The following is a 14,729-nucleotide window of genomic DNA, read 5'->3' as shown; positions in this document are numbered from 1 at the left end:
CCTACCCTTGTAGGAATTTGCCGCATATCCATGTTTCGCACAAAACGAGTGCGTAGGCAAGTCCTTGATTCTTAAGGAATTAAATTTTGCCTCTTGAACGGGCAATTTGTTGAAACCCGCATCGATACTGAGCTCCCGGCTTGTCAAGAGGCGCTTGTCCACACAGTTATCCACATTTCCTGTGGATATGAAAATAAAGGCTGACGAATCAAGGATTTAGCACATGATGTTGAGAAATGTCTTAGCATTTTCGTAAGGCCAATTCTGAGGCCAAGCTAGTAATCGACAACAACTAATTGCCGACAGAAAATTTCACCACGCGCTGCAGGGTGAAAGGATATTTCATTAAGGCAAGGCTTCGCGCAGGCGTCGCAGCGTCTCCAGCGCGCCCATGGCGATTCCGACATCGTCCGCCGACGGCACCTGCGGCGCGCGCGGATTGATGCGGATGAGCGGCGCGCCCTGTGCTTCGCACGTGCGCCGCACCGAGGGCACGTCGGTGCCGGCCCCGAGTTCAATCACGACCGGGCGCCGCACGCGCGCGCGCCAGGCTTCGAAGCCCTGGTACCGGGCTTCGGTGCGCGCATCCAGCCAGCGTCCGTCGTTGAACATCAGGACGTTTGGCCGCGCCAGCGCGCCGCAGTGCGGGCAGGCCGGCAGGGGCGGGCGCATCAGGCAGTCGCCCGGGTCGATATCGGGCTGCACCGCATCGGCCGGCCAGATGTCGCCGCTGCAAGGCCGGCTGCATTGCAGGTGATGGATCGAGCCGTGGCATTCGACCACCTGTCCGTCGTCGAAGCCGGCGCGCTGGAACTGGCCGTCGACATTGCTGGTGAAGACGAAGGCGCCATGCGCCAGCCGCGCGCCCAGTTCGCGCAGGATCGTGAAACCCTCGTGCGGGATGGTGGCGCGGTACAGCGCGAGCCGGTGTCCGTAAAAGCCCCATGCCAGTTCCGGGTGGCGGGCGAAGCTGCGCGGATTGGCGATCTCGACGAAGCGGATGCCGAGTCTGGCCAGCGGCGGGTAGGCGCGCCAGAAGCCATGGTCGCCGCGGAAGTCGGGCAGGCCGGAATCGACGCCGATGCCGGCGCCGGCGCCAATGAGGAGGGCATCGGCCTCGCGCAGCAGGGCGGCGGCGCGGGCGATGGCGGCGTCCAGGGGCTCAGTCATGGGACTGTCCGGCGTCGATGCGGCGTTTCAGGTGATCGAGTTCGATCAGGAAGCGCTCCGCCGCGATGGTCGGCGCCCACGGCTCCCAGGGCCGGCAGGGGTAGCGCGCCGCCAGCGGGTCTTCGTCCAGCACCGCCGCACGGATCCGCAGGGTGTTGCGCACTTCCTCTTCCTTCCAGCCGACCACGTGAACGGCTTCGCTGGCGGCGGCCAGGCGGTCGGCCTGCTTGTGCCGCGCGTGCTCGGTGGGCGTCCAGGCCGGCAGGCCGTAGCGCAGGAACACCATCTGTTCGAGGCGCCTGGTCAGGGCCATGAAGCCCTCGCCGAGGAAGGGTTTCAAGGGCGAGACGGCGTCGAAACCGAGCAGGCCTTCCTCGGCGTCGTGCAGCAGTTCGCGCAATTCGACGACGGGGGCGAGCGGCACCGGGGAAGCGGCGCGGCGCAGCAGCATCACGCTGATCGAGTGCTGGGCCACCGACAGGGGCAGCGGCCAGGCCGAATGGCCGCCCCAGCGGTAGGTGCGGGCCAGGCCGAGGGCCAGGTCGGCATCGTCCCAGTCGAAAGGGGTAGGATTGAGAAGGTCGAGCCGCTTGCCGGACGGCATGCGAACCCATGCGCGATTAGTCATGGGCAAATTCTACATTGTCCATCTTGATATGGCTGAACACCGGCTGCGGGGCAGCCCCCTACACTGGATCGCTGCGCAGGACAAATTCGGAGGCGACGGAGAAGCGATGAGCGAACATTCACGAGCTGCGGCTGGCCGACGGATCGATTGCGACGTACTGGTGGTCGGCGGCGGCATCAACGGCGCCGGCATCGCGCGCGACGCCAGCGGGCGCGGGCTGCGTGTGGTCCTGTGCGAAAAGGACGACCTGGCCCAGCACACCTCCTCGGCTTCGAGCAAGCTGATCCACGGCGGGCTGCGCTATCTCGAGCAATACCATTTCGGTCTGGTACGCAAGGCCCTGGCCGAGCGCGAGCTGCTCCTGAAGAGCGGCCCGCACATCATGCGTCCGCTGCGCTTCGTGATGCCGCAGGCGACCGACGGCGGCGCCGGCCAGCGCCCGGGCTGGCTGGTGCGCGCCGGCCTGTTCCTATACGATCACCTGGCGCGGCGCGATTTCCTGCCGGGCTCCGAGAGCCTGTCGCTGGCCGGCCACCCCTACGGCGCGCCGCTGCGGCCGGAATTTACCCGCGCGTTCGCCTATTCCGACGCCTGGGTCGACGATGCCCGCCTGGTGGTGCTGGCCGCCATCGACGCCCGCGAACGCGGGGCGGCCGTGCTGACCCGCACCCGCTGCACCGGCCTGGCGCGCGAGGCGCAGCGCTGGGTCGCGACCCTGCAGGGCCCGGACGGCGAGCTCAGGGTGCATGCGCGCTGCCTCGTGAATGCCGCCGGACCGTGGGCCGCCGGCTTCCTCGGCATGGCCGCGCCCGGCGCCGGCGCGCGTCCGCTGCGCCTGGTGAAGGGCAGCCACATCGTGGTGCCGCGCCTGTTCGGGCACGATAGCGCCTATCTGCTGCAGCAGCCGGATGGCCGGGTGGTGTTCGCGATTCCCTACGAGGGCGTGTTCACCCTGGTCGGCACCACCGACGTCGATTACCAGGGCGACCTCGACCGCGTCGCCATCGGCGCGGACGAGACGGCGTACCTGTGCGCGGCGGTGAACCGGGTGTTTGCCCGGCCGATCGGCCCGGACGACGTGGTGTGGAGCTATGCCGGGGTGCGGCCCCTGATCGGCGAGCAAGGCAGTCAGGATGCAATGAGCGCCGCCAGCGCCAGCCGCGACTACCGGCTGGAGACCGGCCTGGACGGTGCGCCGCTGCTCTCGGTCTTCGGCGGCAAGGTCACGACCTTCCGCAAGCTGGCCGAGCAGGCGGTGGACTGGATCGCACCTGCGCTGGGCCGGCGCGTGCCCGGCTGGACCGACCGCGCCTGCCTGCCGGGCGGCGACCTGTTCGGCCGCCAGCCGCTGGCGCGCGCGGTGCTCGAATTCGAGGCCTGGACCCGCACCCGCCAGCAGCAGTATGCCTGGCTGCCGCCCGAACTGGTGGCCCGCTATGTGCGCGCCTACGGCACCCGGCTCGGCGCCATGCTGGGACCTTGCCGCAGCCGCGCCGATCTCGGCGAGGAGATCGTGCCCGGGCTGTTCGAGGTGGAAGCGGATTTCCTGGTGCGGCAGGAATGGGCGCAGGCCGCCGAGGACATCCTGTGGCGCCGCACCAAGCTGGGACTGCATGTGCCGCCGGGCGGCGCGCGCCGGCTGGAGGGATGGCTGGCGGCGCGGCGGGGCGTGTCCGTCCCCGCCGCCTGAGTCAGCCGTAAAGCACCTGCAACGCCCTCATGGCTGCGTTGCATGGCCTTGCCGTACTGGCGTACTGTCTTCGCCCACGCGCCTTGCCCTGGGGCAACGCCCTCATGGCTGCGTTGCAGGCGCTTTTGTTTAGCTGCCTTGCTGTTGCAGCCAGGCATCGATCTCCGGCAGCCGTGCGGCATTCGTCTTGATGCGGTCCTGGATTGCCGCGATGGCGGCATCGACGTCGCCGCGCGAGCTCGGCGCCAGGTTGGCCTGGGCGTAGTTCTTCAGCTTGTCGATCATGGCCGGATTCGCGGACGTGTGGCCGAGCCGCGCGAAATAGCGGCTGCGCGAGCTGGCGTCGACCCGCTCGTTGATCTTGTCGACGTGGGCCAGCGCGAAGTCGACCGCCATGTCCGGATAGCGCTGGGCCACCATCGAGATCATCGCCGCGCTGTTGGTCACGCCCGGCTCGTCCGTCAGCGCCAGCTGCAGGGCGCGCTCGGCGAGGGCGCGGTCGCGGCTGCTGGCGAGCAGCGTGTACAGGCGGTCGCGCAGCAGCGGGTTGGTTTCGGCGCGGGCGCGGCTGCGCAGCGCATCCCAGGTGGCGGCGTCGGCATGCTGGGCGACCACCGACAGCACGGTCTTGCGCAGCGGCCCCGGCACGCTGGACGGATCCTTGTCCATCGCGGCATAGCGGCGGCGCGCCTCGGCGACCACGGTGGTGTCGCCAAGTTCGCTCAGGGTCTCGATCAGCTGCTCGCGCAGGTTGGCGACGGCGGACAGCTCGCCGCCATGCGCTTCCCAGCCGGTCTGCGCCATCACCGGCGCCAGGCGTGCGATCGCGAAGGCGTCCAGGCGGTGCCGGCGCGCGGCGTCGCCTCGCATTTCACTCTCAAGACGCCAGTGCAGGCCCTCGAACACGCCGGCGATGCGGCTCCAGACCTGCGGATCGGCGCTGACCGGGGTGGCCTTGATGAGCTCCAGCGCGCTGGTCGCCGGCTGCAGCCCGGCCAGGCCCAGCGCGGTGCTGTCCGACAGCAGGCCGAGCTGGTCGATCGGCGCCAGCGTGGCGAAGGATTGCGCCAGCTGCGCGAATTCCTTGGGCGCGTACAGGGTGCGGTAGTAGCCGCTCTGGCCGGCGTTGACGATCACCGCGCCGCAGCCCGGGACGGCGATGACGCCCTTGCCGCCGGAGACCAGCGTGGTCGCCTGCTTCGCATTGCCCGCGACCTGCGCGATCACCGGCACGCGCCAGGCCAGCGGTTTCCGGTTCGGCTGGTCGCGCGAGAATTCTTCCTGGGTCAGCGGGACGCTGCTCATGCCGTTCCTGCACACCGGTGCGCCGACACGGATCAGCGGCACGCCGGGCTGCAGCGTGAAGTCGTGGGCGATCGCCGTGACCGGCTTGCCGGCCGCCTTTTCGATCTGCTTCCACAGGTCGTCGGAGACGGTGTTGCCGTAGGCGTGGGCCTTCATGTAGCTGCGCACGCCGCTGCGCCAGGCGTTCTCGCCCACATAGGCTTCCAGCATGCGGATCACCGCTTCGCCCTTCTGGTAGGTGATCTCGTCGAAGGCCTGGTTGGCCTGTTCGACGGTCTCGATGTGCTGGACCACAGGGTGGGTGGCGGCGACCGAGTCGCGGAACATCGCGCCGTCGCGGCTGTTGACCGCGCCCAGGCGCGTATTCCACTCCGGGTGCAGGCGCGCCGTCATCCGGCTCTCCATCCAGGAGGCGAAGCCTTCGTTGAGCCAGAGGTCGTCCCACCAGCGCATCGTGACCAGGTCGCCGAACCACTGGTGCGCCATCTCGTGGGCCGCGGTGGCGAAGATTTCCTGGCGGTCGTGCTGGGTCGAGTTGGCCGGATCGAACAGCAGCGCGTACTCGAAGGTGAAGATCGCGCCCCAGTTCTCCATCGCGCCGAAGAACTGGCTGCGGCCGGCGCCGGCGATGTTGTCGAGCTTCGGCAGCGGGTAGCGCACGCCGAAGTAGTCGTTGTACTCGCGCAGGATCTCCTTCGAGGAGTCGAGCGCGAAGCTGGCCTGGTCGATCGCGCCGCGGCGCGTCACCACGCCCAGTTCGGTGCCCTCGACCTTCGTGGTGGCGCGCTCGAAGTCGCCCAGCGCGAAGAACAGCAGGTAGGTCGACATCTTCGGCGTCTCGGCGAAGACGACCTTCCGGCGGCCGTCCGGCAGGGTGCTGGTGCTCGCCGCCGGCATGTTACTGACCGCCATCTGGCCGGCCGGGATGGTGACTTGCAGCGAGAAGCTCGCCTTGTAGGCCGGCTCGTCCCAGGAAGGGATCATGCGGCGCGCGTCCGAGTTCTCGAACTGGGTGTAGAGGGCGCGCTGCTGCTTGCCGTCCGCGCCGGGGTAGTCGAGCGAAAACAGGCCGACCGCCTGGGTGCCGATCACGCCGCTGTAGTCGAGGGCCAGCTTGTAGAGGCCGGGCGCGAGCGGGCGTTCGAAGGCGAAGCTCGCGGTCTGGGCCGCGGCATCGACGCTCACCCTGGCGGTTTGCGAAGCGCCGCCGGCGGCCGGGGCCAGGCTCGCACTGTGGAAGCTGAGGTCGGCCGCGTTCAGGGTGATGCGGTCGGTGGCCCTGGTGACGTTGACGGTAATGGTGGCCTGGGCGGCGAAACGGCCGGCGGCGGCGTCCGGCGTCAGCGAGATCTCGTAGTGGCTCGGGATCACGCCGCGCGGCAGCTGGGTGGTCGCTTCCTTGGCCGGCGCGGCGATGGACCTGGGCGCGGCGGCGGCGTGGTGGACGGGCAGGGCGGCGAAGGCAAGGGCTACTGCGGCGGAGATCAGGCTGCGGTGCATGGTGTACCTATTTGGTTTGAATTAGTCCACGAATCTACGATTACCGGACAGCGCTGTCAAACGGTCAATTGTATGGAAAAGTATATGAAGCGATGCGCTATCATCGTGGACACAATCACAACCTGGAGGAGAACCATGAAGCTGTTCACCAGCCACCGCACCCCGAACCCGCGCCGCGTGCTGATGTTCATCGCCGAAAAGGGCATCACCGGCATCGAGCTGGTTCCGGTCGACCTGTTCAAGGGCGAGCACAGGAGCGAGTCCTTCACCGGCATGAACCCGATGGCCCAGATCCCGGTGCTGGAACTGGACGACGGCCGGCAGCTGGCCGAGACCCGCGCCATCTGCACCTACCTGGAAGGGCTGTACCCGCAACCCAACCTGATGGGCGAAGGCTTCGAGGAGCGCGCCTTCATCGAGATGGCCGACCGGCGCTGCGAGCTGCAGCTGTTCCTGAGGATCGCCAACTGCATCCGCCACACCCACCCGGGCCTGGCGCCGCTGGAGCAGCCGCAGTTCGCCGAGTTCGGCGCCACGCAAGGCCAGAAGATGCGCGATACGGCGCGCTGGCTGGACGGCGTATTGGCGCAGCAGGCCTTCGTGGCCGGCGACCGCTTCACGATCGCCGACATCACGGCCTTCTGCGCGCTGGAGTTCGCGCGCGGGCTGATGAAGTTCCGGCCGGGCGAGGAGGGCTTTGGGCACCTGCAGGCCTGGCGCGACCGGGTGGCGGAGCGGCCGAGCGCGCAGGCCTTCTGAGCGACGATCAGCGCACCGCGATCGCCGAGATCTCGACCGCCACATCCTTCGGCAGGCGGTCGACCTGCACCGTCGCGCGGGCAGGCGGCTTGTCGGTGAAATACTTGCCGTAGACCGCGTTCAGTTTCGGAAAATCGTCCAGGTTCTTCACGTACACCGTGGTCGACACCACGTTATCCATCGACATGCCGTCCGCCGCCAGCACCGCCTTCAGGTTGTCCAGCACCTGGGCGGCCTGTTCCTCGATCGGCCCGGTGCGCGCCTGGTTGGTCTTCGGGTCGATCGGCAGCTGGCCCGCCAGGAACACCAGGTTGCCGGACCGTACGGCCTGCGAATACGGGCCGACCGCGGCCGGCGCTTCCTTGGTGGCAACGATGTCCTTCGCGGGCGGCGCGGCGCCCGCGGCGCCGAGCGCACCGGCGGCCAGTAGCGGAATCAAAACGGCCGGCATGGTCTTCATGATGGGTCCCTCCTGGTGGAAAAAGACTGGCATCGACCCATTGTAAATACAGTCGCGCTCGCTTGAATCACCCGCATGGGTGAAAAGCGCCTGCAATCAGTGCAGCGCGCCAAGGCTGGCCACCAGCCGCGTCAGCGCGGTCTGGCTGGCGCAGCCGGTCTTGCGGAACACCGACTTGATCTGGGTGCGCGCGGTTTCGAGGCCGAGGTTCAGCGCGGCGGCGGCGTCGGCCAGGCTGCCGGCGCTGGACCAGGCCAGCACCAGCCGCACTTCCGCCTTGCTCAGGCCGTAGAGTTCGCGCAGCAGGCCGAGGCTGGCCTGCTGGGGCTTATGCGGCCGCAGGACGGCCAGCATGCCGACCGGCTCGTGGAACACGCCGGACAGCGCATGCGCGGGCGCCAGCGGCAGGCCGACCAGGATCGCGGCGGCGCCGGCTTCCGTCAGTTGCAGCGCGGCGGGCATTGCCGGGCCGCTGCCGGCGCATACGGTCCTGGCCAGGCGTTCGAGCTGGAGCCGCCTGACGCCGCAGCCGGCCGCGCAGACGCGGCTGAACAAATGGCCTTCTTCACTCAACCACTGCTCGGCGGCGGCATTCGCGATCAGCACCCGCGCGTGGGCGTCGATGACCATCAGCGGCATGCTGAAGCGGTCCAGCATGCGCCTGCCGAGGTCCGCATGGCGCGCCAGTTCGCCGAAGCGGGCGCGCAGCCGGGCAGCGCAGCGCAGGTGCGGAACCAGGGGCCGGAGGCGGCGCAACTTGGCGTCGCCGGGCTCGCGGTCGCGCAGGTGCGACTGGAAAGAGAGGCCGGCCAGGGTCGGGCCTTCGTTGATGAGGGGGGTGCAGATAATGGCGCCGAGGCCGTAAGGGCGCAGGAAATCCTGGTAGAACTCGCTGGTGCGCCTGGTGCTGGCGCCCAGCTCGCGCTCGTCGATGAACCAGCCGCCCTCCGGCATGGCGTCGACGACGGGACGGACCGGGTCGAGGTCCACGTAGCGGGTTTCGTACTGGCGCACGAAATCGAGGTCGAGCTGGGCGACTTCGGCGATCAGGGTGCGCCGGGTGTTGCGGTCATGGACCAGGTAGGCCGATTGTTCGGCGCCGAGTTCGCGCCGCAGCTCGGCGAGGACGGGATGCCAGCCGGACGGCGCGAGCACCCCTTCGTAGATGGAACGGACCAGACTGTCGAAGCGCTGCGCATCCATACGGCCTCTCGAATGACATGCTGTTCTTGCGTCAACCCACCCGTTTGTACCATGGCCGATCCCCCTCGATCGCCTGGTAGGTTCCTGCATGCGCATCCGCCACCGACAGCTGGCTGTCCAGGCACAGCACGCCGAAGCGCGCCAGGCTGTCGTGGAACAGGCGCAGCACGCGCTGGCGCAGCACCGGGCCGAAATCGCCCAGCGCGTGGCAGCACAGGATCGCCTGGAACTCGTTGAAGGAGGCGTCCGTCACCAGGCTGTACTGCGACCAGGTGATGCGCCGCCGCAGGTCGGCGCGCAGGCGTGCGCATTGGCCCTCTGGCCCTTCCTCGATCTCGAAGAAGGCTCCCAGGTCGCCGCGCCCGCCGCTGTCCAGATGGCGCTGGCGCGCCGCTTCCAGCTCGGCCAGCGGCAGGCAGGCATCCTGCATGCCGCCCGCCAGCTCTTCGTTGGCGAGGGTGGCGTGGATGTCGAGCTTGCCCAGCACGCCTTCCTCGGCCAGCACGATCGCCAGGGTCCAGGCTTCGCCCACGCCGGTGCATTCGGCCAGCCAGACCCGCGGCACCGGCCAGCCGCGCAGCGAGGGCGCCAGCACGCTGCGCAGCCGCGCCGCATGGCCGACGCAGTCGAACAGGGGCGCCGGGGCCGGCGACAGCGCACGCAGCAGGCTCGATGCGGCATCGGCGCCGTGCAGCGCGCGCTCCTGCAGGCCGGACAGGGTGGCGGCGCCAAGCTCGCGCGTCGCCTGGTTCAGTTTGGCGCGCAGGGCCGCGCGGTCATAGGCGCGGAAGTCGTAGCCGAAGCGCTGGAAGATCGCTTCCAGCAGCAGCTCCGTCTCCAGTTCCTCGACCGCGAGCCCGGCGGCCAGGCCGGTCCACGCATTCATGCTTCGCTCCTCAATGCAGCCATTAATGGAGCCAAACGCGCATCATCGACAGCAGCTGGGCCACATCGACCGGCTTGGTGATGTAGTCCGAGGCGCCGGCGGCGATGCACTTGTCGCGGTCGCCCTTCATCGCTTTCGCGGTCAGGGTGATGATGGGCAGCGACTTGAACTTCGGGATGCGGCGGATCGCCCGCATCGTGTCGTAGCCGTCCATCTCCGGCATCATGATGTCCATCAGGACGATCTCGATGCTCGGGTCCTTCTCGAGCACCTCGATGCCGTCGCGGCCGTTCTCGGCAAACAGGACCTGCATCTGTTGGCGCTCGAGCAGCGAGGACAGCGCGAAGATGTTGCGCAGATCGTCGTCGACGATCAGCACCTTGCGTCCGGCCAGGCCGCCGTCGGCCGCATGAATCTCTTCCAGGATCCGGCGCTGCGCATCCGGCAGGCTGGCGTGCGAGCGGTGCAGGAACAGCGCGGTCTCGTCCAGCAGGCGCTCCGGCGAGCGGGCATCCTTGACCACGATGGTCTTGGCGTAGCGCTTCAGCTTCGTGACTTCCTTGCGGTTCAGTTCCTGGGCCGTGTAGATCACGATCGGCAGGTCGCGCAGGGCCGGCAGCTTGCCGATCTGGTCGAGCAGGTCGAAACCGGAGACGTCGGGCAGGGTCAGGTCCAGCACCATGCAGTCGAAGTGCTGGCTGCCCAGGGCCTCGAGCGCCGCGGCCCCGGTCTCGGCGGTCACGATGCGCACGTCGGAATCGCCGATCAGCGAAATGATCGATTCGCGCTGGGCCATGTCGTCCTCGACCACCAGCAGCGAGCGCTTGCCGCCCATCAGGAACTTCTGGATGCGCGTGAATTCTTCCTGCAGCATCTCGCGGCTGACCGGCTTGTTGATGTAGGAGATCGCGCCCGAGCGCAGCGCGCGCTCGCGCTCGCGCATCGCCGACAGCACGTGCACCGGGATATGGCGGGTGCCCGGGTCGCGCTTCAGGCGTTCCAGCACGGTCAGGCCGTCGATGTCGGGCAGGTCGATGTCGAGCAGGATCGCGGCCGGCTGGAAGTCGCGCGCCAGCGACAGCGCCGAATCGCCGCGGTGGGTGACGATGCCCTTGAAGTTCTTCTCGCGGGCGAAGTCGAGCAGGGTCTTGGCGAAGCGCTCGTCATCCTCGACGATCAGCACCGACGGGTCGCCCGGGACGATCAGGCCGCGGTCGTCCAGCATGCTTGCGTACTCGACCAGGCCGCCCGAGGGATCGGGCACCGCGACCGAGGTGGTGGTGACCACGGTTTCGGTCTCGGCCTCGGCTTCCGCTTCGAGCTGGGCCTTGGGCAGCGCGGTCACGGAAGGCAGGGCCAGCGGCGCCGCGAAGCGCGGCGGTTGCGGCTGGCGGGTCTGCTCGTAGTTGATGAAGCCCGCGCGGTTGTAGGGCAGGTACAGGGTGAACGTGGAACCGAGGTTCACCGTCGACTCGACGCGGATCTCGCCGCCCAGCAGGCGCGCCAGTTCGCGCGAGATCGACAGGCCCAGGCCGGTGCCGCCGTATTTACGCGCGGTCGAGCCGTCGGCCTGCTGGAAGGCTTCGAAGATCAGCTGCAGCTTGTCGGACGGGATGCCGACGCCGGTGTCGCGCACCGAGAAGGCCAGCACGGCGTCCGCATGCAGCAGGTGCGGGTGGTCGGAGGTCCAGCCGCTGGTCACCAGGCTGATGGTCAGGTCGACCTTGCCGTGGCTGGTGAACTTGAACGCGTTCGACAGCAGGTTCTTCAGGACCTGCTGCAGGCGCGTGGTGTCGGTCATCAGCGCGGTCGGCAGGTTGTCGGCCAGGTCGACCTGGAAGCCGAGGTGCTTGGCTTCGGCCATGTGGCGGAAGGTGCGGTCCACGTAGTTGCGCAGGGCCGAGAAGCGGTACTCGGACACGTCCAGCGTGACGGTGCCGGACTCGATCTTCGACAGGTCGAGAATGTCGTTAATCAGGGTCAGCAGGTCGGAACCGGAGCCGTGGATGGTCTTCGCGAATTCCACCTGCTTCATCGACAGGTTGCCTTCCGGGTTGTCCGAGAGCTGCTGCGCCAGGATCAGCAGCGAGTTCAATGGCGTACGCAGTTCGTGCGACATATTCGCCAGGAACTCGGACTTGTACTTCGAGGACAGCGCCAGCTGGGTCGCCTTTTCTTCCAGCGCCAGCTTGGCCTGTTCCACCTCGCGGTTCTTGCGTTCCACCTCGATGTTCTGCTCGGACAGCAGGCGCGCCTTTTCCGCCAGTTCCTGGTTGGTCTGCTGGAGTTCCTGCGCCAGCGACTGCGACTGGGTCAGCAGCGATTCGGTACGGCTGTTCGCCTCGATGGTGTTCAGCACCACGCCGATCGATTCCATCAGCTGGTCGAGGAAGGACAGGTGGGTCTCGGTGAAGCGGTCCAGCGAGGCGATCTCGATGACGGCCTTGACCTGCTGTTCGAACAGGATCGGCAGCACCACGATGTTGGTCGGCGGCGCCGCGCCCAGGCCGGACGAGACCTGGATGTAGTCGCGCGGGACGTCGGTCAGCCAGATGCGGGTCTTCTCCAGCGCGCACTGGCCCACCAGGCCTTCGCCGGGCAGGAAGGAGGTCGGCAGCTTGCGGCTCGAACGGTAGCCGTAGGAGGCGATCAGGCGCAGGCGCGCGTCGACCCCCTCGGAGTCCATCATGTAGAACACGCCGTGGTGGGCAGTGATCAGGGGCGCCAGTTCCGACAGGATCAGCTTGGTCACCGCGCCCAGGTCGCGCTGGCCCTGCAGCAGGCGGGTGAAGCGCGCCAGGTTGGTCTTCAGCCAGTCCTGCTGCGCGTTCTTCTGCGTGGTCTCCTTCAGGTTACGGATCATCTCGTTGATGTTGTCCTTCAGGTAGGACATCTCGCCACGGGCTTCCACCTGAATCGAACGCGAAAGGTCGCCGCGGGTCACCGCCGTCGCGACTTCACCGATCGCACGCATCTGGTTGGTCAGGTTTGCCGCCAGCTGGTTCACGTTCTCGGTCAAGTCCTTCCAGGTGCCCGCCACGCCGGACACGTTCGCCTGGCCGCCCAGCTTGCCCTCGGTACCCACCTCACGCGCCACGCGGGTCACCTCGGAAGCGAACGAGGACAGCTGGTCCACCATCACGTTGATGGTGTCCTTCAGTTCGAGAATCTCGCCCTTCACGTCCAAGGTAATCTTCTTGGACAGGTCGCCGCGCGCCACCGCGGTGGTCACCGCCGCGATGTTACGCACCTGGCCCGTCAGGTTGGACGCCATGAAGTTCACGTTGTCGGTCAAGTCCTTCCAGGTGCCGCCGACGCCCGGCACATAGGCCTGGCCGCCCAGCTTGCCCTCGGTACCGACCTCGCGCGCCACCCGGGTCACTTCGGAAGCGAACGAGGACAGCTGGTCCACCATCACGTTGATGGTGTTCTTCAGTTCGAGAATCTCGCCCTTCACGTCCACGGTGATCTTCTTGGACAGGTCACCGTTCGCCACCGCGGTCGTCACGTCCGCGATGTTACGCACCTGACCCGTGAGGTTACCCGCCATCGAGTTCACGCCGTCGGTCAGGTCCTTCCAGGTGCCGGCCACGCCCGGCACGTTCGCCTGGCCGCCCAGACGGCCTTCGGTACCCACCTCGCGCGCCACGCGCGTCACCTCGGAAGCGAAGGAGTTCAGCTGGTCCACCATGACGTTGATGGTGTTCTTCAGTTCGAGAATCTCGCCCTTCACGTCCACGGTAATCTTCTTCGACAGGTCGCCGTTCGCCACCGCGGTCGTCACGTCCGCGATGTTACGCACCTGGCCGGTCAGGTTACCCGCCATCGAGTTCACCGAGTCGGTCAAGTCCTTCCAGGTGCCGGCCACGCCCTTCACCTGCGCCTGGCCGCCCAGCTTGCCCTCGGTACCCACCTCGCGCGCCACCCGGGTCACCTCGGATGCGAACGAGGACAGCTGGTCCACCATCACGTTGATGGTGTTCTTCAGTTCCAGGATCTCGCCCTTCACGTCGACGGTAATCTTCTTGGACAGGTCGCCGTTCGCCACCGCGGTCGTCACCGCCGCGATGTTACGCACCTGGCCCGTCAGGTTGGACGCCATGAAGTTCACGTTGTCGGTCAAGTCCTTCCAGGTGCCGCCGACGCCCGGCACATAGGCCTGGCCGCCCAGCTTGCCCTCGGTACCCACCTCGCGCGCCACCCGGGTCACCTCGGAAGCGAAGGAACGCAGCTGGTCCACCATCACGTTGATGGTGTCCTTCAGCTGCAGGATCTCGCCGCGCACGTCCACCGTGATCTTCTTCGACAGGTCGCCGTTCGCCACCGCGGTGGTCACCTCGGCGATGTTACGCACCTGCGAGGTCAGGTTACCCGCCATCGAGTTCACCGAGTCGGTCAAGTCCTTCCAGGTACCCGCGACGCCCGGCACGTAGGCCTGGCCGCCCAGCTTGCCCTCGGTACCGACCTCGCGCGCCACGCGCGTCACTTCGGAGGAGAAGGAGGAGAGCTGTTCCACCATGGTGTTCGCGGTGGTCGCCGCGCGCAGGTACTGGCCCTTCAGCGGGTGCCCGTCGACCTCCAGCGCCATCGTCTGCGACAGGTCGCCCTTCGCCACCGCGCCGATGACGCGCGCCATCTCGGTGGTCGGACGCACCAGGTCGTCGATCAGGGTGTTCACGGAGCTGATGATGGTCGACCAGCCGCCGACCACGCCCGGCACGTCGGCGCGCTGGGTCAGGTGGCCTTCGCGGCCGACCACGCGCGATACCTCGGTCACCGTCTCGACCATTTTCTGCTTGGTCTCGATGATGTCGTTCAGGGTGTCGGCGATCTTGCCGGACACGCCGGTCCAGTCGGAGGGCATGCGCACGGAGAAGTCGCCTTTTTTCAGCGCCATCAGCGTCGAAAGCAGCAGCTTGACATCCAGCTGTTCAGCCATGTCAGTCATGTTATTCATTGACCAGGGTTCCTCGAGGTAGAGAAGGTAGAGCGCGCGCGGGGAGCATCGCCAGGGCAGTTTTGTTAAATGTTTGGAAAGACGTAAAGATACTCTTGTGTCTTATCAAGTCAAGTCTACGGCAAGCAAAAATAACAACACTGTGAATCGTGTTATAAACTTGCGAACAAG

Annotated in this window: 9 protein-coding genes; 2 read left to right on the top strand and 7 right to left on the bottom strand. The window is 67.3% G+C overall.

The features are described from left to right. Positions 1 to 345 precede the first annotated feature (345 nt). Positions 346 to 1,170: a Sir2 family NAD-dependent protein deacetylase gene (locus tag AM586_RS05345; protein WP_047826034.1), complete on the bottom strand. Its 825-nt coding sequence runs from the start codon at positions 1,168 to 1,170 to the stop codon at positions 346 to 348. After that, the gene (locus AM586_RS05340) at positions 1,163 to 1,798 is read right to left on the bottom strand and encodes a phosphohydrolase (protein ID WP_197416487.1); all 636 of its coding nucleotides are present in this window, start codon (positions 1,796 to 1,798) and stop codon (positions 1,163 to 1,165) included. Before AM586_RS05340 ends, AM586_RS05345 begins: the two co-directional genes overlap by 8 nt. Before the next feature lie 106 nt (positions 1,799 to 1,904). Between AM586_RS05340 and glpD the strand changes: the two genes are divergently transcribed. Next, on the top strand, positions 1,905 to 3,488 hold the full coding sequence (gene glpD, locus AM586_RS05335; RefSeq protein ID WP_047826036.1) for a glycerol-3-phosphate dehydrogenase: 1,584 nt from the start codon (positions 1,905 to 1,907) through the stop codon (positions 3,486 to 3,488). Positions 3,489 to 3,617: 129 nt separating this feature from the next. Here glpD and AM586_RS05330 read toward each other — a convergent pair whose 3' ends face one another. Further along, entirely contained in the window at positions 3,618 to 6,293 is a 2,676-nt protein-coding gene (locus tag AM586_RS05330; RefSeq protein ID WP_047826037.1) for a M1 family metallopeptidase, read from the bottom strand. Positions 6,294 to 6,428: 135 nt separating this feature from the next. Between AM586_RS05330 and AM586_RS05325 the strand changes: the two genes are divergently transcribed. Next, entirely contained in the window at positions 6,429 to 7,052 is a 624-nt protein-coding gene (locus AM586_RS05325; protein ID WP_047826038.1) for a glutathione S-transferase family protein, read from the top strand. Positions 7,053 to 7,059: 7 nt separating this feature from the next. Here AM586_RS05325 and AM586_RS05320 read toward each other — a convergent pair whose 3' ends face one another. The 4 genes from AM586_RS05320 to AM586_RS05305 form a co-directional block, all read right to left on the bottom strand. Then, positions 7,060 to 7,512 (bottom strand): RidA family protein, encoded by a 453-nt coding sequence (locus AM586_RS05320; RefSeq protein ID WP_109370428.1) that lies wholly within the window; start codon positions 7,510 to 7,512, stop codon positions 7,060 to 7,062. Positions 7,513 to 7,608: 96 nt separating this feature from the next. Continuing rightward, the gene (locus AM586_RS05315; protein ID WP_047826039.1) at positions 7,609 to 8,715 is read right to left on the bottom strand and encodes a hypothetical protein; all 1,107 of its coding nucleotides are present in this window, start codon (positions 8,713 to 8,715) and stop codon (positions 7,609 to 7,611) included. Between the two features lie 31 nt (positions 8,716 to 8,746). Continuing rightward, entirely contained in the window at positions 8,747 to 9,601 is an 855-nt protein-coding gene (locus tag AM586_RS05310; RefSeq protein ID WP_047826040.1) for a CheR family methyltransferase, read from the bottom strand. Positions 9,602 to 9,623: 22 nt separating this feature from the next. After that, positions 9,624 to 14,558 carry a response regulator gene (locus AM586_RS05305; RefSeq protein WP_060566951.1) on the bottom strand — a complete coding sequence of 1,645 codons (4,935 nt, stop codon included), beginning with the start codon at positions 14,556 to 14,558 and terminating at the stop codon, positions 9,624 to 9,626. Positions 14,559 to 14,729 lie beyond the last annotated feature (171 nt).

Source organism: Massilia sp. WG5 (assembly GCF_001412595.2).
In the GTDB taxonomy this organism is placed as follows: domain Bacteria; phylum Pseudomonadota; class Gammaproteobacteria; order Burkholderiales; family Burkholderiaceae_D; genus Telluria.
The sequence above is the reverse complement of the archived record's forward strand: the minus strand, read 5'-3'. Positions and strand labels throughout refer to the sequence as shown.

Excerpts from the sequence above, each read along its gene's own strand:
- AM586_RS05320 (WP_109370428.1), bottom strand. The coding sequence starts at position 7,512 with ATGAAGACCATGCCGGCCGTTTTGATTCCGCTACTGGCCGCCGGTGCG.
- AM586_RS05325 (WP_047826038.1), top strand. The coding sequence starts at position 6,429 with ATGAAGCTGTTCACCAGCCACCGCACCCCGAACCCGCGCCGCGTGCTG.
- AM586_RS05310 (WP_047826040.1), bottom strand. The coding sequence starts at position 9,601 with ATGAATGCGTGGACCGGCCTGGCCGCCGGGCTCGCGGTCGAGGAACTG.
- AM586_RS05305 (WP_060566951.1), bottom strand. The coding sequence starts at position 14,558 with ATGAATAACATGACTGACATGGCTGAACAGCTGGATGTCAAGCTGCTG.
- AM586_RS05315 (WP_047826039.1), bottom strand. The coding sequence starts at position 8,715 with ATGGATGCGCAGCGCTTCGACAGTCTGGTCCGTTCCATCTACGAAGGG.
- AM586_RS05340 (WP_197416487.1), bottom strand. The coding sequence starts at position 1,798 with ATGACTAATCGCGCATGGGTTCGCATGCCGTCCGGCAAGCGGCTCGAC.
- AM586_RS05330 (WP_047826037.1), bottom strand. The coding sequence starts at position 6,293 with ATGCACCGCAGCCTGATCTCCGCCGCAGTAGCCCTTGCCTTCGCCGCC.
- glpD (WP_047826036.1), top strand. The coding sequence starts at position 1,905 with ATGAGCGAACATTCACGAGCTGCGGCTGGCCGACGGATCGATTGCGAC.
- AM586_RS05345 (WP_047826034.1), bottom strand. The coding sequence starts at position 1,170 with ATGACTGAGCCCCTGGACGCCGCCATCGCCCGCGCCGCCGCCCTGCTG.